This window comes from Nocardia araoensis NBRC 100135, from assembly GCF_000308435.1.
Lineage (GTDB): Bacteria > Actinomycetota > Actinomycetes > Mycobacteriales > Mycobacteriaceae > Nocardia > Nocardia araoensis.
Window position 1 is genome coordinate 23,520 of sequence record NZ_BAFR01000113.1, and the last position, 17,329, is coordinate 40,848.

Sequence of the window (17,329 nt, forward strand, 5' to 3'; positions counted from 1 at the left end):
AGTCGGAGTTTGGAGCGCTGTCGTGACCGATCCCCATTGGCTCGATGACGTCGAGATGCGCGCCTGGCTGGGCTTCGTGCGCACCCGCGACCTCATCGCCGCGGCGGTCGGGCGGGATTCCACCAGGGAATCCAACCTCACCTACGTCGAATACTCGGTACTGGCCTATCTGGCCGAGTCGCCGGACCACCGGATGACCTTCGCCGATCTGGCGGCCAAGCTCGAGTGGTCGCAGAGCAGGCTCTCCCACCAGATCACCCGGATGGAGAAACGCGAGCTGGTCGTCCGCGAGCCGATCCCCGACGACGCCCGCCGCACCGCCGCCAAGCTCACCCCGCGCGGCGCCGACGTGCTCACCGACGCGGCGCCCGCGCACGTGGAGAGCGTGCGCAGGCACATGATCGACATCCTGGATCGCAGGCAGCTGGCCGACCTGGCCGACATCTACGACACGTTGCTCGCCCACCACCGGCGGATGGCGACCGAGAACTGACCGCTCAGGCGGTCGTCGCCGCGTGCGCGACCGGATCGCTTGCCGCGGAGCGGTTTCCGGGCAGCCCGAGCGCTCGCTCGAACCCGGCGGGCAGCACCACGTCCGAGCGATCCAGATCGGTGACGCGCGTCTTGCGCAGGCCCAGCAGCGCCGAATCGATGCCGCCGCGCAGGATGTCCAGCACGTTCTCCACGCCGGCCTGCCCGTTCGCGGCCAGACCCCAGAGGTAGGCGCGCCCGATCATGACCGCCCGCGCGCCCAGCGCCACGGCCTTCACCACGTCGCTGCCGCGGCGGATGCCGCCGTCGAGCAGCACCTCGATCTGCGAGCCAACCGCGTCCGCCAGCACCGGCAGCGCGCGGATCGCGGCGGGGGTGCCGTCGAGATTGTTGCCGCCGTGGTTGGACACCGAGATCGCCGCCACACCCGCGTCGACCGCGCGCAGGGCGTCGTCGACCCGCATGACGCCCTTGAGCAGCACGGGACCTTTCCACTGCTCACAGATCCAGCGCACATCCGCCCAATCGGGTGCGGGCGTGCCCATCCATTCGCCGTAGGCGCCGAAGAAACCCGGCGCGGGCGCGTCGCCGACGGCCATGTTGGGCGCGGTGAGATCCGGGATGCTGCCCGACCGCACATAGGTCGCCAGCCACCGCGGACGCGCCAGGGTCTGCGGTGCGAACTTCAGCATCGTGCGCAGATCCAGCTTCTCCGGAATGACCGGGCTGCCCCAGTCCCGCCCGTGCGAGAACGACCAGTCCAGCGTCAGGATCAACCCGACCGCACCCGCCCGCTCGGCCCGCTCCATCCGCCGCAGGATCTCGTCTTTGCCGCCGCACCAGTACAACTGGAAGAACGTCGCCGGGTTGGCCGCGATCACCTCTTCGATCGGCTTGCTGGCGAACGAGCTCAGGCCCATCGCGATGCCCCGCGCCGCGGCCGCCCGCGCGACGGCGACCTCACCGTCGGGATGCACCGCCTGCACGCCCGTCGGGGAGATCAGCACCGGCATCGAAAGCTGCTGTCCCAGTACCGTCGTGGACTGGTCGCGCTCACCGATCGGCCCGGCCACGTGCGGCGCGAAACCCAGTTCGGTGAACGCCCGCTGATTGTCCTCGATGGTCTGGCCGCGCTCGGAGCCTGCGATCAACGCGCCGTACACCGACTTCGGCAGGCGCTTCTTCGCCCGTCGCTGCGCTTCGGCGACGGTCTCGAACCACGGATTCATGTTCCGGTCCTTTCCGGGGAGTTCTCCGGCCACCAGAGCCGGGTTCGGTCGAGCAGGTCGGTGCCCAGGTGATCGAGCAGAGCCGCGCCCTCGGCGGCGGTCGCGCCCGCCGGGTCGCCGAGTACGCCGTTGGCGCTCACCGCCCGCACTCCGCCACTGCGCAGCAGTGGCAGCAGTTCGGACAGCGGGCGGAGGTCACCGGCCGCGGCGCGGTCGCCGCGCACGCGCTCCGGCGCGAGGGCAAGTTGCAGCGCCGTCTCCGACCGGCCCGCGTGCGGGTCGCCGTCGAAGCGCGGCAGGTACAGGCGCACGTCACGAGATTCGGTGCGCAGCAGTTCCGTGGCCCTGCGCAGCGGTTCGATGTTGCCGCCGTGCCAGTTGACCAGCAGGATTCGCTCGAAGGTGTCGCTCGCCGAGCGGCACAGCTCGACCACCAGCAGTTCCAGCGCCGCCTGCCCGATGGACAACGTTCCGGGAAACCCCGCGTGCTCGCCGCTGGCGCCGTACGGGACAGCCGGTCCGACGAGCACGTCCGCCCGCACCGCGGCCAGCCGGGCACACAGCGCCGCGGCGACGTCGGTATCGGTGGACAGCGGCAGATGCGGGCCGTGCTGCTCGGTCGCGCCGATCGCGACGGTCAGGATCGCACCCGCGGCGGCGCGGGCGCCGGCCTCGGGCCAGGTGAGATCCGCCAACATGCGGCGAGATTATCGTCAGTCACTGACAAAATCAAGGGTCGCGGCGGCCGAGCACAATCGAACAATGCTGGAGAACCGGGCCACGCGCGGCCGCCCACGCGGCACCACCAAACGCGAACTCGAACTGATCGCCATGCGACTGTTCAGTGAGCAGGGCTTCGACGAGACCACCGTCGAGCAGATCGCCGCCGCCGCCGGTATCAGCGGACGCACCTTCTTCCGGTACTTCCCCACCAAGGCGGAGGTGCTCTGGTCGCAGTTCGACGACGAGGTCGCCGCGCTGCGCGCCGCGTTCGCGACGGTGCCGGACGACGTTCCGATGATGACCGCGGTGCGCCGAGTCGTGGTCGACGCCAACAAATATCGCGCCGAGGACGTCCCGGAACTGCGCACCAGGATGCAGCTGGTCGCGAACATCCCCGCGCTGGCCGCCACCGCGGGCGCGCACTACGACGCCTGGGAGCGCGCCGTGAGCGCGTTCGCGGCGGGCCGGCTCGGGGAACCGGAGGACGGGCTCATCCCGCTCGCCGTCGGCCGGACCACGCTGGCGGCGGCGCGCGCCGCGTTCGACGCCTGGCTGAGCCGCGCGGACGCGGACCTCACGGTGTATTTGGACGAGGCGCTCGCAGCGCTGGAACGCGGGTTCGCTACGGTGCCGTGAGGTACTCGCGCACTCGAACATCAGGCGAACAACCGGCAGGTTTCGTCGGCGTCTCGGGTGGGGTATGACTAGGCTCGGAATCGGCAAGCGCCGATGCACACAGATCCCGACTGAACCGTCGAAAGGGGCAGGAGTCCATGTCCGAGGTGTCCATGAGCCTTTCGGCGGATTCCCTGACCGCGGGACCGATCGATCAATTGCTTCCGCAGCTCGTCGAGCACCTGCGCCAGAACCGCACCGCGCTGCGCGAAGAGTGGGCCCGCCGCATCGCCGACGCCCAACTGCTCACCGCCATGACCCCGGAGGAGATCTTCTCCGAGGCCACCTCGATCTACGACGGCTACGTCGACGTGCTCGAGACCGGTAGCGTCGAGGCGCTGCAGGCGTACGCGCGCGACCTGTCCGAACGCATCATCCCGAGAGGCGTCGAGACCGACGAGGTCATCGGCATCGTGCTGTTGCTGCGCGACGTGCTGGCACGCAGCCTCTTCGAGAAGTACCAGTCGGACTTCGAACTGCTCAACAAGGTGCTCGACGCCTACGAACCGGCCGCCAACCGCATCGCCAACACCGTGACCGTGTCCTTCGTCCAGGAGCGCGAGCGCGTCATCCGCCAGCAGCAGGAAGCCATCCGCGAGCTGTCCACGCCGGTGCTGCAGGTGCGTGAGCAGCTGCTGATCCTGCCCATCATCGGCGTGCTGGACAGCCAGCGCGCCCGCCAGCTCACCGAGCAGCTGCTGCGCGCGATCCGGGCCAACCGGGCGAAGGTCGTCGTCATCGACATCACCGGTGTGCCGCAGATCGACTCCACCGTGGCCAACCATCTGGTGCAGACCGTCGACGCGTCCGGCCTGATGGGCGCGAACGTGATCATCACCGGGTTGTCCTCGGAGATCGCGCTCACCCTGGTGACGATCGGCCTCGATCTGTCGAAGATGAACGCGGTCGGCGACCTGCAGGGCGGCATCGAAGAAGCGGAACGGCTGTTGGGCTACGAGGTTTCCCGCGTCACCGAACGGGTTACCGAACGCGACGGCCGCTGATCGGGCCCGCCACATGCCGGTTCCGATTCTGAAGCAAGGGACGTATCTGATCGCGTCGGTGCAGTCGGCGCTGACCGACGCGGATACCGAGCGCCTGCAGGACGACCTGATGAAACAGGTCAGCAAATACCGGGCACACGGCATCATCGTCGATGTCACCGCTATCGACGTGATGGATTCGTTCGCCGCGAGATCGTTGCGTACCATCGCGCACATGACGCAGCTGCGCGGCGCCGAAACGGTGATCGTCGGTCTGCAACCGGAAGTCGCGTTCGCCATGGTGCAACTCGGTCTCACCTTCGAGGACATGCACACCGCCCTCGATCTGGAAGAGGGGCTCGCGTGGTTGGACCGGAAGATCCCAGCCCGTCGCCAGCGAGACGGTCGTGACAGTGGCCGCTGAGAACGTGGTGATCGCGGTCAGGGTGTCCGGGGACATCGTGACCGCACGTCAAGCCGGACGCGAACTGGCAGCGAAGCTCGGATTCACCCTGACCGACCGCACGATGATCTCCACGGCGATCTCCGAGATCGCCCGCAACATCACCAGTTACGCGGGCAGCGGCGAGATCCGTTTGCTCGTCGACGACCGGGAGGGTCGGCAAGCCCTGGTGGTGCAGGCCGAGGACCAGGGGCCCGGCATCATCGACATCGCCAGGGCACTGGAGGACGGGTACTCCACCGGACGCGGGCTCGGGCTCGGCCTGCCCGGCGCCCGACGATTGATGGACCGGCTGACCGTGGATTCGGCGCCGGGTCGCGGCACGCTGGTGGAGATGTGGAAGTGGGTACCGAACGGTGCGTGAGGACGGGTTCATCGGCCGGATCGAGTGGGCGGTGGCCGGACGCGCGCTACCCGGTCAACAGGTCTCCGGTGACCGCGGCGTCGTCCTGGACGCCGGTGGCGGCACCGTCCTGTTCGCGGTCCTCGACGGGCTCGGGCACGGCGCCGCCGCGGCGGACGCGGCAGATCGCGCCGCGCGGGTGCTGTCGGAGAACCGCGCGGAACCGCTGGACGTGCTGATGGTGCTGTGCCATCGGGCGATGGCCGACACGCGAGGTGCGGCGATCTCACTGGCTCTGTTCGACGAGGGCGACACGGTGCGCTGGCTCGGCGTCGGCAATGTCGAATCCCAGGTGCTGACCGCGGGCCCCGCGGGCAGCCCGAAGGTACACGCCACCGTTCTGCTGACCGCGGGCATCGTCGGCTACCGCCTTCCGGCCAATCTCCAGCCGCAGTCGGTCGCGGTCCGTCCCGGTGACCTGCTGCTGATGTCCACCGACGGCATCGTCACCGAATCCACCTCCGCCATCGACCTTTCCAAGTCCACCGCCGACATCACCGCCGAGATGCTCGCCCGGCACGCCAAGGACACCGACGACGCGCTGGTGCTCGCGGCGCGGCACCGCGGTGCGGGAGGGGCGGCCAAATGAGCGCCCTGCTGGCCGACTTCCTGGACGACTACGGCGATGCGCTACGGCGGCACATGGATTCGCCCACCCAGGCCGGCCTCGCCGAGGGGTACGAGCTGGGCAGGCGCGCCCTGGTCGAAGGCATCAGCCTGCTCGACCTCACGGAGAATCACTTCCGCGTGGTCCAGGACGTGGAGGAACAGCGACAGAAGCAGGCCGCCGCCGAGGGCGGCGAACCCGCGGCGCGCCTCCCGGAGACCGCGCTGGAATTCCTGTTGCAGACCCTCGTTCCGCTGGACATCGCCACCCGCGGTTATCTCGACGGCACCCGCCGCTACGAGCAGCAGCGTTCCCGCGCCGACGATCTCGCCGGACGCGACGCGTTCCGCACCGCGCTGGTGGAATCGTTGCAGGACGGCTTCTTCGTCGCCGACGCGCAGGGCACGATCATCGAGGTCAACACCGCCTTCGGCGCCCTGACCGGCTACGGCGCCTCGGGTGTCCCCTATCCGCTGCCACATCCGTGGTCGAGCCCGGAGGGTCCGCGCTATCCCGACCTCGGTACCGAGGCACAGCGCTTCGTCATCCCGATCCGGCACCGCGACGGGCGCAACGTGTGGCTCGCGGTGAGCACCAGCGCCTTGATCAAGCCGGAGGACAACGAGCGGATCTTCGTCGGCACACTGCGCGACATCACCGCCGAACACGACGCGCAGGCGCGCGACCAGGCGGCGTCCCGGCTGGCCACCGCGGTCGGCGCGGCCACCAGTGTGGTCGAAGTGCTCGCCGTCGGGCTCGACGAGTTGCGCCGCACGGTGGGCGCGGAAACCGCGGTGGTGGCGGTGTGGCCCAGCCGCACCGCGGCGCCGGAGGTGTACATCTCCGGCACCGGCGCCGACCGCACGTCGCACAACGGAGCGGAGTCCCTCGACGACGGGTCGCGCGCCCTGCTGGATCGAGCCAGACGCAGGCCGCCGCGCAGCCTGCTGGCCATCCCGGACGGAGCCGAGAGTTCCGAGGGCATCGTCGCTCCGCTCGGCGAGACCGGCGACGCGGCGGTGTGGTTGCGCTTCGCCGCGCCCCGGGCGATCAGCGCCGCGGACTGGACGCTGTTCTCCTTGCTGATCGGCCATCTCAGTCTCGCCGTGCAGCGGGCGCGCAACTTCGACCAGGCCCGCGCCACCTCGCTGACCCTCCAGCGCGCCATGCTCGGCCCGATCGAACTGCCGCCGCGTTTCTCGGTGCACTACGAGCCCGCGCTGCCGCCGCTGGAGATCGGCGGCGACTGGTACGACGTGGTGCCGCTGCGCGACGGCACCATCGGCGTGGTGGTCGGCGACTGCGTCGGCCGTGGCCTGTCCGCCGCGGTCGTGATGGGCCAGTTGCGCACCGCCGCCCGTGCGCTGCTGCTGCGCGGCGCGGGACCGGCGCAGTTGCTCGCCGAACTCGACACCGTCGCCGCACGGATCCCCGGCGCCATGTGCACCACCGTCTGCGCCGCCGTGCTGGACCCGGTACGCGGCCTGGTCCGCTACAGCAGCGCCGGTCACATGCCACCGATCCTCGCCGACGTCGCCAGGACCGGCCGCCTGCTGGAGGGCGGGCGCTCGGTGCCGCTGGCGACCTTCGATCCGCCGCGCCGACCGGAGGCGACCACGGCGCTGACACCGGGCTCCACCCTGGTGCTGTTCACCGACGGTTTGGTCGAACAGCGCGGCGTCGACATCGACGAGGGGTTCGCCAAGATCGCCGCGGTGCTCGCCGACACCTCGGGACGGTTGCCACGCGAAGTGGCCGACGCGGTGTTGTCGGCCCTGCGGCCGTCGATGGGTTACGACGACGACGTCGCCATGGTGGTCTACCGCCAGCCGCCCGCGCCGCTGCGGCTGGACGTGCCCGCTCGCGCGGACGAGCTCGCGGTGCTGCGGCGCACGCTGAAGGGTTGGCTGGCCGCCGCGGCGGTGCCGCACGACCTGGCCGCCGATCTGGTCGCCGCGGCCAACGAGGCGTGTAGCAACAGCATCGAGCACGCCTATCGCAACGCCGACACCGGTCGGGTCCGGATGTCGGCCACCTGCGATATCGACACCGTCGTCATCGTGGTCAACGACACCGGCGACTGGAAGCCACGGGCATCCGATCCCGGGTATCGCGGCCGCGGCATCGACATGATGCGCGCGCTGACCGAGGAACTCGACATCGACCACTCGGAATCCGGCACGACCGTGCGCATGTCGGTGACGCTGCCCGCGATCACCTTCCCCGTGGCCAATCCGTTGCGCGGGACGAACCGCCGCGTTTCCGGCTGACGATTCGCCCGGCGGTGAGCGGAGCGGCGGGCTGGACTCCGTAGATCCGGAATTGCATGCCGCGATACGGCATACCCGATTCCGCCCATTCGCTGACGATCATGCAGAATGCGCCGTCGAACCTGCTGTCCGGGTGGACATAGCAGCCATAGAGACGCGGCACGATATCCGGACCGCCGGGCGCCCAGAACGACCCTTTCACCGGACGATAGGTCCACGCTGCGCGCCAGTTGTCGGTGATCCTCGCCGCCACCTTGACGAAGGCTCCGTAGGCACCGGCGTCGAACCCCGACATCACCCAATTGCCTTGGATGCGCCGCAGTCCGATCTCGCCGAGTCTCGTGCCGTCGGCCAGGATGCCGAAACGCGGATCGCTGCCCGGATCCCGGCCCCAGCCCCAATCCTGTCCGTTCCAACCCCACCCTTGCCAGGCCGCCGGGTCGACGAGCGCGGCATGGCTCTCGCGTACTCGCCACAGCAGCATGTTCTTGTTCCGGGCCAGCCCGCCGGTGGAGATGATGTAGACATAGCCGTCGCCGCCGCGTTCCCAGGAGATCATCGTGCGTTTTCCGCCGTAGGCGCTGGTCGACCACCGAACAGCGGTATCGGTCCAGCTCTCTCCGTTGTCGTCGGAATAACGGATCTCGCACCACCGCTCGTTCGCCAATCCTTGGGTGACCATCACCCACAGATAGATCCGGCTGCCGATCGTGATGGCGTCGCAGGGCAGAACCGTGGAGTACTCCGGATTGTCGTGTACGTAGTCCCACAGTTGCCGGGCCTCCCGCGCCGCGGACCGGAATTCGATCGGTCGGTACATGTCGTGGGTGCCGCTGCGCAACAGCATCGGCGAACGCCAATTCGGGCCGCCCACCGCGGGTTCCGCTCCGGCGAACGTGTCGCCGAGCAGGTATCCGATCTCACCGCTCGGCATGCGGAACGGGATGAAGAGATCCGAGCCGCCGATATCGGCCATCGGCAGCGGGTTCAGGTCCTTGATCTTGGGCATCGCCGGATCCTGTCGATTCTCGGAGCGTCGCTGATAGATCGGCTCGTAGGGTCACCGCGAGGTGTGCACGGGCTGTCCATCAGTATCGGCCGCCGATGGCTGCGACGTTGCTGATTCGGGCCGACAGGTGCGCGCGAGAATGCGGAAACCGACTGTGCAGCTTGTGTTTCGGCAGCTCGATTCGGTGTGGCCCGTCCGATTCCGGTGGCGGAAAGTCCGTTTCCGATGCCGCTTCCGATGTGCACGGTGTTCGCCAGTGGCTGGGAACCGCGACTCCGCGCCAACGCGATCCCGGCGTACCGCGCTCCGAAAGGTGATCGCCGAATTCGCTGCTCGACAGCCGGGCCGTCACCGATCCGGGCGCCGTGTTTGGGCGGTCGCGCAGCGGGGTAAGCCGCGCACGGCTATCCCGGACCAGCTCACCCAGCGATCGGACGGAAGGCATGTCCGAAACAGACACTCCCGACGAGGAACATCCCGCCCGCGATTCCGCGGACACCGGACACAGCGGCGACATCGCCCAACCCCACGGCACCGACGAAGCCGGTCCGATCGTCGCCGCCGAGGCCGAAGCCGCCCGGGCACGCAGCGCGGCGTTCCCACTGGGCCGGCCCGGGCGCCCCTTCGATCGGCGCTCGCCGTTCATGGTCGGGCTGACCGGAGCCGCCGGTGTCGCGGTGACCTATGCCGCCATTCGCACCGTGCTCGCCGCAGGGCAGACGCTGATCCTCATCCTGGTGGCGTTGTTCCTGGCCATCGGGATGGAACCGCTGGTGTCCCGGCTGGTCCGGCCTCGCTTCCCGCGCTGGGCCGCCGTGACGACCGTCTACGTGGTCGGGCTCGGCCTGTTCGCCGGATTTCTCGCCGCGGCGATACCACCGCTGATCACGCAGGGTGACGCACTCGCGCACAACGCGCCCCACTACGTCACCCATCTCGCCGACCGCTATCCCTACATCGGCACGCTCGACCAGCGTTTCCACCTACAAGACCGGCTGCGGCGAACGCTCGAATCGGACTCTTCCGGCGTTACCACCGGGGTACTGGACGCCGGACGCGCGGTGTTCTCGATCGTCAGCAGCACGGTCATCGTCGCGGTGCTGACCGCCTACTTCATGGCGAACTTCACCCGGGTGCGCGCTTCGGTGTACCGGCTCTTCCCCAGCTCGCGCCGTCCCCGCGCGATACTGATCGGCGACGAGATCTTCGCCAAGGTCGGCGGCTATATTCTGGGCAACCTGGTCATCTCGCTGATCACCGCCGTGCTGACCGGTATCTGGCTGCTCATCTTCGATGTGCCGTATCCGCTGCTGCTGGCCGTGCTGGTGGCGGTGCTCGACCTGATCCCGATCGTCGGTTCGACGGTGGCCGGGGTGATCGTCGCGCTCGTCGCGTTGACCGTCTCCCTGCCGGTCGCGGTGGCGACCGTCGCGTTCTTCATCGCGCTGCGCCTGGTCGAGGACTACGTTCTTGTGCCACGCATCATCGGCCGCGCGGTGCGCGTACCCGCGCTCGTGACCGTGGTGGCGGTGCTGCTCGGCGGCGCGCTGCTCGGGATCATCGGTGCGTTGCTGGCCATACCCGTGGCCGCGGCCGTCCTGCTGATCATGCGCGAGACCGTCCTCCCCTCGCTCGACGAGCGATGACCGAGGCCGAGTTCTGCCGCGTCGCGTTCCCGGTGGGTCGCCCTCACCGCGCCCGGCGAAGCATCCGGATGACGGCGCTGTCGATGATCGCCCGCTCCGCGTCGGCGCCATCGGCCCGGTTCGCGCGCCGCAGTGCCGTGGCGATGGTCGTTCCGTTCTCGAAGGCGGTCACCACCCGTGGATCGACGTAGGACGCCTGAGCGACGGCAGGGGTGTTGCCGAGTGCGGCGGCGACCTCGTCCATCACCTCCCGTACCGCGCGTTTGCGCGCACGGTGGTTCGACGGCCGTTCGATCGCACCGAGGGCGGCCGCGGCCAGAACGGTCGCCTGCCAGGTGCGCAGGTCTTTGACGCTGCACTCGCAGGCGGCGAGTTCCTGGAAACGCGCGTTGATGTCGTCGGCGCGCAGTTCGCCGTAGCGGTCGCCGTCCCGGTACACCAAGAGCCGATCGGATTCCGCCCTGCAGCGTTGCAGCGAGCGAACCGCACCGGCCAGCAGTGGGTCTCGGACGCTCACGCGTCGCCGGATACCACCCTTGGCGCGATAGTCGAAATGCATCTGCTCCCCTGACACCCGAACCTGCGACCGCAGCAGCGTCGCGACCCCCCGAGTGCCGTTCTCCTCGGCATACTCCTCGCCCCCGACCCGGAACACTCCGCGATCCACCAGATCGATGGCGACCGCTTCCACCCGCCGCCGAACCAGACCGCGCAAGGCGAGATCCTCCCGGACTTGCGCGCGGACCTCCGGCAGACGCCCGGCCAGTGCCAGGACCCGGTCGAACTTCTCCTCGTCTCGCTCCTTGCGCCACTGCTCGTGGTAGAGATACTGACGCCGGCCCGCGGCATCGACGCCAACCGCTTGGATGTGACCGTTCGCGTGCGGGCAGATCCAGACCTTGCGCCAGGCCGGCGGGATCGCCAACCCGCGAATGCGCTCCAGGGTCGCGTCGTCCCGCACCGGTTCGCCGTGCACGGTGCGATAGCCGAATCCGCGTCCGCGCCGGACGCGTTGGAGTCCGCCGTCATACGGTCGGCTACGGCGCAATCGCATACTCACATCACCTAGCTGCCCTGTCCTGGACAGGCCAAACAGCTCGAGGCGCCAGGTCCCGGCAGGACGACCTGGCGCGGCGCGTATTCGCAAGATCCGTCCGGGCCGGAGAGCTACGGGGTCGGCGGAACGAAGGGTTGATTGACCGTGGTGAAGTACTGCACCAGGGCGGCGACGGCGATCGGCGCGGTGACGAAGAGCTGCCCGGCGAGTGTGCCCAGAGCTCCCACTGCCAGAATGCCGCCCAGACAGCCGACGGCGGCGGCCGGGATGAACGGGCCGAACATGCCGACGATCGTCGCGGCCGCGACGGTCGCGCCCGCGATGCCGCCGAGCACGCAGCCCACCAGGCCGCCACCGAGGCCGCCGACGACGGTGCCGATCGCGGCGCCCGTCGCGATAGTGTCCTTCAGCCGGGTGAACGCCGCGACCTCACGCTCGTAGGGCGTCCGCCACCGCGCCGAGTCCTCGAAGGGAAGGGCGACCGGGCGGTACTGCGCGTGCTCGAGGTCGAACAACGGTGTGAGCGTGGCGGTCCGGCCGCCGATGTCGGCCGCGATCGGGAAGACGAGGTCGTCGACACGGAATTCCAGCGGTGTGCCCGCGAGTACGGTGCCGTCGTCCGCCGCGATCGCGAACACGCCGTTCTCGGCCCGCAACGAGCCGGAATCGATCTGGACGACCACGCTCTCGGCCGAGGTGGTGGCGGTGTAAGCGACGACCTGCCCAGCGTCTTCCCGCGGCGCGGCGCCCGCGTTCGTGACCGAGCCGCAGGCGAGCGCGACGGAGAGCGTCGATATCGTGGCGATCTTGCGCAGAACCATGTCCGTCAGTCCTGCTTCACCGTGCCCAGTACGGCCCCGCTGTTCGCATCGACCGTCACTTCGTGTTCGACGGCGGTCGCCGCGAGCAGCCCGCGCCGGCCGGGAAGTGCACGGCCAACAGTGGCCTTCATGATGAAACCTCCTGCAAGAGTCGTGATCTCGAAGATGAAGATCACCTTCGCAGGACGTGGCTTAAGGCAGCCTGAAGTCACCTGAAAATCGTTTCAGGAACCCGTTTTCGCTGTCATTGTCGGGACGACGGCGTTAAGGTCGGTCACGGGTCGGGGTTTCCGGGGGTTTTCGCATCGTCTCCGTCGGTCGGTCCCGACGCTGCCCGCGTCGGCTGCGCAGCCGACGCCGAGGCGCGAGGGTGGGTGCGCTCGATCCCCTCCGAATGCACCCACCTTTCCCGATCGCCTTCGCGATGTGCTCAGCCTGCGTCGAGCCCGATATGCCGGGCGAGCACGGCGAGTTGGCTGCCGCTCGGCGACGCGGTCGCGGTCTACGAGCGCGTCATGCTTCCCCGTGGTTTCGACGCCATCGATCAGTCGTTGTGGATGGCCGGACAGCAGCACACTTCCTCCACCCCGGTGCCGAAGCGGGTCCGGATCTGTGCCGCGCACTCTTCCGGTGTGCCTGCCACCCCGATGGTGCGCACCATCTCGTCGGTGACCAACGCCCGCATATCGGCGAAGCCGCCCGTCTTGGACAGCGCGTTGAGCCTGGGCTGCAGCGCCTCCCATCCCTCGGCTTCGAGCACCGGACGATACGCGGGCGTGGACCCGTAGAACGCGATCAACGAGCCCGCCCCCCATCGCGGCGGCCAGAGCTTCTTCGGTGCGCCCGACCGACCATGACCTGAGCGATCACGGGGAATTCGGCCGCGGTCCGAGCGGACCGGCGCAGGCCCTCGGCGATGGCGGGCAGGGTGCGCTCGGTGAAATGACGCGCGCTGTTGAACGGCATCACCAGCAGCCCGTCGGCGACCTCGGCGGCCTTGCGGGTCATCACCGGTCCGAGCGCGCCCATCAGCACCGGCGGCGCCCCGAACGGGTTCGGCCCGGGATCGAAGGTGGGCGGCATCAACAGCAATCCGTGCATGTGTCCAGTCCGGCGGAATCGCCCCGGTGACGTCACCTACCCAAGCGCGAGTTCTCCCGCACGGTGACGACGACCACGAGGTCGCCATAGGGCGCCGCGCCCATGGCCAGCCTGTGGCTGAGGTGCGCCAAGCCGAGCCATCGTCCGTATTTGGTCAGCATGCCGGTTCGCACCTTGTCGAACAGTGGCCCGGTACGAAGCAATTCGGCCGTGCCCTGGTGCTGCCGAGACCCCAGGGCGGGCTCCCCTCGCCAGTTCCCGGCCTGCACGATGACCCGGTGCTCGCGGGCGAGGTGCCGAGCCTCGCGCGAATGCGACGAGATCCGGAAGGCCAGACGCCCGTGGTCGACCGGTAACACGAAGTGCGGCACGGTATTCCAGCGCCCGGTTGCCTCCGGTCGCGGGTAGGTCACCAGCACCGTGCTCGCATCCCACCACAGCATCCCGGGATGCCATTCGCTGGGACGATCCGGCGCGGCGAGGACGCGATGCGCCGCGAGCCGGTTGTGCCGCCGCGGGGTGTAGCCGTGGAGTCTTCGGCCGAGCGAGGAGCCGCCGTGCACGGGAAATGCCATCGCGTGGAAACCTCCGGGGAAGGGGGTGGGTTCAGGGGTACCGATTCGATCTCCGTACTGCGACCGGCGCCGTGGCGCCGTTGAGGATTTCGTGTACCACCGGGCACGATCCGGTGCAACGACATCCTCGGGTCGTCGCGCGATGGAAAGCGAATCGTCACGCTTCGCGCCGGACCGGTCGACCGTCGGCGGCGGACCGGCGGGCACGGACCGCGTTCACCGCGGCGAACAGCGCTCCGACGCAGATCAGGATGGAACCCCGCAGCCAGACCTCCGCGTCGACCCGGGTGGTCAGGAACAGACAGGAGGCCAGGCCCAGCCAAGGTATGACGAGGGGCACGCGAAAATGCCGCGCAGGGCCGGGCTCACGCCGCAGCATCAGAACCGACACGTTGACCGCCGCGAAGACGGCCAGCAGCAACAGCACCAATGTCTCGGCAAGCGAGGCCACCTCCCCGGTCAGCGCGAGCGCCAACGACGCCGCCGCTGTCACGGCGATCGCTACCCACGGTGTCCGGCGGCCCGGCAGAACCCGGCCCAGCGCCCGCGGGAGCAGCCCGTCGCGAGCCATGCCATAGGCCAGCCGCGAGGACATGATGCCGGTCAGCAGGGCTCCGTTCGCCACGGCCACCAGAGCGACCACGGCGAACAACCGCTCCGGCACCCCACCGGCCACGCGCACCACCTCCAGCAGCGGACCGCTCGAGTTCGCCAGCCGATCGGTGGGCACGACCGCACCTGCCACCAGCCCGATCAGCAGGTACACGCCACCGGCGGTGAGGAGCGCCCCGAAGAGGGCGCGCGGATAGGACCGGCGCGGTTCGGCGACTTCCTCCGCCAGATTCACCGAGGTCTCGAACCCGACGAAGGAGTAGAAGGCCAGAACCGCGCCCGCCAGGATCGCGCCGACGACGCCCTGCTCCGCGGTCCCCACCTGGGCCAGCCGCGACGGTTCGGCGTCTCCCCGGGCGATCACCCACGCGCCGAGCCCGATGACCACGACCAGCCCGCCGAGTTCGACCAGGGTCGCGGCCACATTGGCGCCGAGCGACTGCTTGATGCCATAGGCGTTGAGCGACGCCGACGCGACGAGGAACACCACCACGACCACCGCGGTCGGCAACGTCACCAAGGCACGCAGGTAGTCGGCGGCGAACGCCCTGCTCAGCGCTGCCACCGACACGACACCGGCGGCGAGCATGCAGAAACCGACGAGCGATCCGGCGGCCGGACCGAGCGCGCGACCGGCGTAGTGGGCCGAGCCGCCCGCCTTCGGGTACTTCGTCGCCAGCTCGGCATAGGACCCGGCAGTGAGGCAGGCGAGGCCCAGAGCCACCAGAAGCGGCAACCAGATCGCACCGCCCGACGCCCGCGCGATGTTCCCGACCAGCACGTAGACCCCCGCGCCCAGGATGTCACCGAGGATGAAGAAGTACAGCAGGGGCGTGCTGACCGCCCGTCGTAGAGAATCCGCCACGCAGCGGCGGATACCCGCGTCATCGACGCTGAAGCCGGCGCTGAACGCGCCGCCGTGTCACGCCGGCGCCGGGCCGATCATCCGGGCGGGGGCCGCCTGCACGGCGCCGTGATAGAAGTGCCGGCCCAAACCGACGGTGAAAACGAGTATCCCGTACACCGAGTGCTCCACCGACGCGGTGAACAGCGACCGGGTCCGCAGGTACCGCGAGGCGAAGATCCAGCCGCCGACGCCGCTGGCGACGACCGAGAACCAGCTACCGAAGACGATGTGCACGAAGCCGAACGCCGCCGCGCTCGCGATCACCAAACCCGCGCCTTCCCCGAAGACGGGCGCGTACCGGTGGAACAGGAACGATCGGAAGATCAATTCCTGCGGGTAGACGCTCAACACGGGGTACAGCACCATCACCGCGAGCCAGATCTCGGGATTGCGCCGGGGCAGATCGAAAAGATCCTCCCGCCGTACCATCGCGACCGCCGCGGTGAGCGCCACCGCGCTCGCTGCCGCCCCGGCCGCCATCGACCGCGCCTGGGCGCGCAATGTCTCGCTGCGCCACAATGCGGCGCGATCGAAATCGGAAGAGCGCCGCAGATACACCGCCGCACCCGCGGCCAGCGCCAGCAGCGCGGGAATCGGCGATTTGCCGCGCAGCAACGCGTTGTACGCGGTCGCTCCGCCGAAGAACAGTGTCGCGTACTCGGCGCCCAGGTACACCCGCCGCCGCAGTCCGATCCGCACGGCCTCAGCATAAGTCCGCGGCGCGGATCGCGCTCTCCGCGAAAACGGAGCAGACCGCGCCGCTGTGACATTCGATCGAGTGCCTCGCACAGTGTGCCCACCGCCGGAGCCATGGCGCGCGTGGCCGCCTGATCACCTGCGTCGCCACCGACGACGTCGATGTCGCCCGCCAGGCCGCCGTCATCGGGCTCGACGTCGAGGACGTGCGTACCAACGGGCTGGCCGGAGCGCAGGTGCTTGCGCAACTGTGACGCTCGCCCGCGAATGGGTCGCGTCTTCGTGAGGCGGTTCACGCCTCACCGCACGGACACCTCGCGCATACCGACCGAGCAGCGGGGAATCTCCGATTCGTGATAGACGATGTGCCATCGGGGGCCGCGCCCACGGTCCCGATCTCCAAGAGAACAGGAAGTTTTCAGTTCTGGTTCGCCGATCAACGCTGGGAATGGTCGGACGAGGTCGCGGCCCTGCACGGGTACACGCCGGGTGAGGTGACACCGACGACGGAACTGCTCCTGGCGCACAAGCATCCGGACGACCGGGCCGAGGTGGCCGACACCTTGGCGACGGCGGTGCGGACCGGGCTGCCTTTCAGCGGACGCCACCGCATCATCGATGCCGCGGGTGTCATGCACCACGTACTGGTCGTGGGCGACCAGATGCGGGACGCCACCGGCGCGGTGGTCGGCACCACGGGCTACTACATCGACGTCACCGACACCGTCGACGAACAACGGCAGGAGATCATCGACGCCACGCTGCCGGAAATGGTCGCCGCCCGTGAAGTGATCGAGCAGGCGAAGGGCGCCTTGATGCTGGTGTACGGGATTTCGGCCGATCAGGCGTTCCGTGTGCTCACCTGGCGATCGCAGGAGACGAATACGAAATTGCGCGTTCTGGCCGAAGAACTGGTGGCCGCGCTGATCGATGTCGGCGGCGCGGATGTGCAGACCCGCACCCGCTTCGACCATGTGCTGCTCACCGCGCACGAACGTCGTGTCCAGACCCAGCCTTGACCGCGTCCGAGCCGGTCGTCGGGGCCGGATCGGATGTCGTG

At 69.2% G+C, this 17,329-nt stretch carries 18 protein-coding genes and 1 pseudogene; 9 read left to right on the plus strand and 10 right to left on the minus strand.

From position 1 onward, the window contains the following. Nucleotides 1–22 precede the first annotated feature (22 nt). The gene (locus ON21_RS14660) at nt 23–493 is read left to right on the plus strand and encodes a MarR family winged helix-turn-helix transcriptional regulator (RefSeq protein WP_039798453.1); all 471 of its coding nucleotides are present in this window, start codon (nt 23–25) and stop codon (nt 491–493) included. A 4-nt stretch (nt 494–497) separates the two neighbouring features. On the opposite strand, the gene mftD is transcribed toward ON21_RS14660, so the two are convergent. After that, nucleotides 498–1,721: a pre-mycofactocin synthase MftD gene (mftD, locus tag ON21_RS14665; protein WP_039798454.1), complete on the minus strand. Its 1,224-nt coding sequence runs from the start codon at nt 1,719–1,721 to the stop codon at nt 498–500. Beyond that, entirely contained in the window at nt 1,718–2,419 is a 702-nt protein-coding gene (mftE, locus tag ON21_RS14670; protein ID WP_039798455.1) for a mycofactocin biosynthesis peptidyl-dipeptidase MftE, read from the minus strand. Before mftE ends, mftD begins: the two co-directional genes overlap by 4 nt. Before the next feature lie 64 nt (nt 2,420–2,483). Between mftE and mftR the strand changes: the two genes are divergently transcribed. The 6 genes from mftR to ON21_RS14700 all read left to right on the plus strand — a co-directional run bounded on the left by mftR (nt 2,484) and on the right by ON21_RS14700 (nt 7,845). After that, a complete protein-coding gene (gene mftR, locus ON21_RS14675; RefSeq protein WP_039798456.1) occupies nt 2,484–3,080 on the plus strand; it encodes a mycofactocin system transcriptional regulator MftR in 597 nt (198 codons plus the stop codon). A 137-nt stretch (nt 3,081–3,217) separates the two neighbouring features. Beyond that, nucleotides 3,218–4,123 (plus strand): STAS domain-containing protein, encoded by a 906-nt coding sequence (locus tag ON21_RS14680; protein WP_039798458.1) that lies wholly within the window; start codon nt 3,218–3,220, stop codon nt 4,121–4,123. Nucleotides 4,124–4,136: 13 nt separating this feature from the next. Then, the gene (locus ON21_RS14685) at nt 4,137–4,526 is read left to right on the plus strand and encodes an STAS domain-containing protein (RefSeq protein ID WP_039798459.1); all 390 of its coding nucleotides are present in this window, start codon (nt 4,137–4,139) and stop codon (nt 4,524–4,526) included. Beyond that, nucleotides 4,516–4,929, plus strand: a complete 414-nt coding sequence (locus ON21_RS14690; RefSeq protein WP_051020806.1) for an ATP-binding protein — start codon at nt 4,516–4,518, stop codon at nt 4,927–4,929. The genes ON21_RS14685 and ON21_RS14690 overlap by 11 nt, the downstream gene beginning before the upstream one ends. Further along, nucleotides 4,922–5,557 (plus strand): SpoIIE family protein phosphatase, encoded by a 636-nt coding sequence (locus ON21_RS14695; protein ID WP_039798460.1) that lies wholly within the window; start codon nt 4,922–4,924, stop codon nt 5,555–5,557. Before ON21_RS14690 ends, ON21_RS14695 begins: the two co-directional genes overlap by 8 nt. Continuing rightward, on the plus strand, nt 5,554–7,845 hold the full coding sequence (locus tag ON21_RS14700; RefSeq protein WP_039798461.1) for a SpoIIE family protein phosphatase: 2,292 nt from the start codon (nt 5,554–5,556) through the stop codon (nt 7,843–7,845). The genes ON21_RS14695 and ON21_RS14700 overlap by 4 nt, the downstream gene beginning before the upstream one ends. Here ON21_RS14700 and ON21_RS14705 read toward each other — a convergent pair. Next, complete coding sequence (locus tag ON21_RS14705) at nt 7,790–8,854, minus strand: DUF4185 domain-containing protein (RefSeq protein ID WP_083880624.1); 1,065 nt, start codon at nt 8,852–8,854, stop codon at nt 7,790–7,792. The genes ON21_RS14700 and ON21_RS14705 overlap by 56 nt on opposite strands. Before the next feature lie 443 nt (nt 8,855–9,297). On the opposite strand from ON21_RS14705, the gene ON21_RS14710 reads away from it, so the two are divergent. Then, nucleotides 9,298–10,500, plus strand: a complete 1,203-nt coding sequence (locus tag ON21_RS14710) for an AI-2E family transporter (RefSeq protein WP_051020807.1) — start codon at nt 9,298–9,300, stop codon at nt 10,498–10,500. A 43-nt stretch (nt 10,501–10,543) separates the two neighbouring features. On the opposite strand, the gene ON21_RS14715 is transcribed toward ON21_RS14710, so the two are convergent. The 7 genes and pseudogenes from ON21_RS14715 to ON21_RS14740 form a co-directional block, all read right to left on the minus strand. Next, nucleotides 10,544–11,554 (minus strand): DNA topoisomerase IB, encoded by a 1,011-nt coding sequence (locus ON21_RS14715; protein ID WP_039798462.1) that lies wholly within the window; start codon nt 11,552–11,554, stop codon nt 10,544–10,546. Between the two features lie 113 nt (nt 11,555–11,667). After that, entirely contained in the window at nt 11,668–12,378 is a 711-nt protein-coding gene (locus ON21_RS14720) for a DUF8020 domain-containing protein (protein ID WP_039798463.1), read from the minus strand. Between the two features lie 5 nt (nt 12,379–12,383). After that, on the minus strand, nt 12,384–12,554 hold the full coding sequence (locus ON21_RS38410; protein ID WP_157170840.1) for a hypothetical protein: 171 nt from the start codon (nt 12,552–12,554) through the stop codon (nt 12,384–12,386). 368 nt (nt 12,555–12,922) lie between these two features. Continuing rightward, nucleotides 12,923–13,461 (minus strand): annotated as a pseudogene (locus ON21_RS14725) (LLM class flavin-dependent oxidoreductase); the annotation flags it as partial. A 50-nt stretch (nt 13,462–13,511) separates the two neighbouring features. Beyond that, nucleotides 13,512–14,054: a hypothetical protein gene (locus ON21_RS35840; protein WP_157170841.1), complete on the minus strand. Its 543-nt coding sequence runs from the start codon at nt 14,052–14,054 to the stop codon at nt 13,512–13,514. A gap of 157 nt (nt 14,055–14,211) precedes the next feature. After that, a complete protein-coding gene (locus ON21_RS14735; protein WP_051020809.1) occupies nt 14,212–15,531 on the minus strand; it encodes an APC family permease in 1,320 nt (439 codons plus the stop codon). 57 nt (nt 15,532–15,588) lie between these two features. Next, nucleotides 15,589–16,272 (minus strand): CPBP family intramembrane glutamic endopeptidase, encoded by a 684-nt coding sequence (locus ON21_RS14740; RefSeq protein WP_051020810.1) that lies wholly within the window; start codon nt 16,270–16,272, stop codon nt 15,589–15,591. Nucleotides 16,273–16,622: 350 nt separating this feature from the next. Between ON21_RS14740 and ON21_RS14745 the strand changes: the two genes are divergently transcribed. Further along, nucleotides 16,623–17,288, plus strand: a complete 666-nt coding sequence (locus tag ON21_RS14745; protein ID WP_039798465.1) for a PAS and ANTAR domain-containing protein — start codon at nt 16,623–16,625, stop codon at nt 17,286–17,288. Nucleotides 17,289–17,329 lie beyond the last annotated feature (41 nt).

Bases quoted from the DNA above. Each gene is read 5' to 3' on its own strand.
- ON21_RS14700 (WP_039798461.1), top strand. From the start codon at position 5,554: ATGAGCGCCCTGCTGGCCGACTTCCTGGACGACTACGGCGATGCGCTA.
- ON21_RS14705 (WP_083880624.1), bottom strand. From the start codon at position 8,854: ATGCCCAAGATCAAGGACCTGAACCCGCTGCCGATGGCCGATATCGGC.
- mftR (WP_039798456.1), top strand. From the start codon at position 2,484: ATGCTGGAGAACCGGGCCACGCGCGGCCGCCCACGCGGCACCACCAAA.
- ON21_RS14685 (WP_039798459.1), top strand. From the start codon at position 4,137: ATGCCGGTTCCGATTCTGAAGCAAGGGACGTATCTGATCGCGTCGGTG.
- ON21_RS14710 (WP_051020807.1), top strand. From the start codon at position 9,298: ATGTCCGAAACAGACACTCCCGACGAGGAACATCCCGCCCGCGATTCC.
- mftD (WP_039798454.1), bottom strand. From the start codon at position 1,721: ATGAATCCGTGGTTCGAGACCGTCGCCGAAGCGCAGCGACGGGCGAAG.
- ON21_RS14715 (WP_039798462.1), bottom strand. From the start codon at position 11,554: ATGCGATTGCGCCGTAGCCGACCGTATGACGGCGGACTCCAACGCGTC.
- ON21_RS14720 (WP_039798463.1), bottom strand. From the start codon at position 12,378: ATGGTTCTGCGCAAGATCGCCACGATATCGACGCTCTCCGTCGCGCTC.
- mftE (WP_039798455.1), bottom strand. From the start codon at position 2,419: ATGTTGGCGGATCTCACCTGGCCCGAGGCCGGCGCCCGCGCCGCCGCG.
- ON21_RS14680 (WP_039798458.1), top strand. From the start codon at position 3,218: ATGTCCGAGGTGTCCATGAGCCTTTCGGCGGATTCCCTGACCGCGGGA.
- ON21_RS35840 (WP_157170841.1), bottom strand. From the start codon at position 14,054: ATGGCATTTCCCGTGCACGGCGGCTCCTCGCTCGGCCGAAGACTCCAC.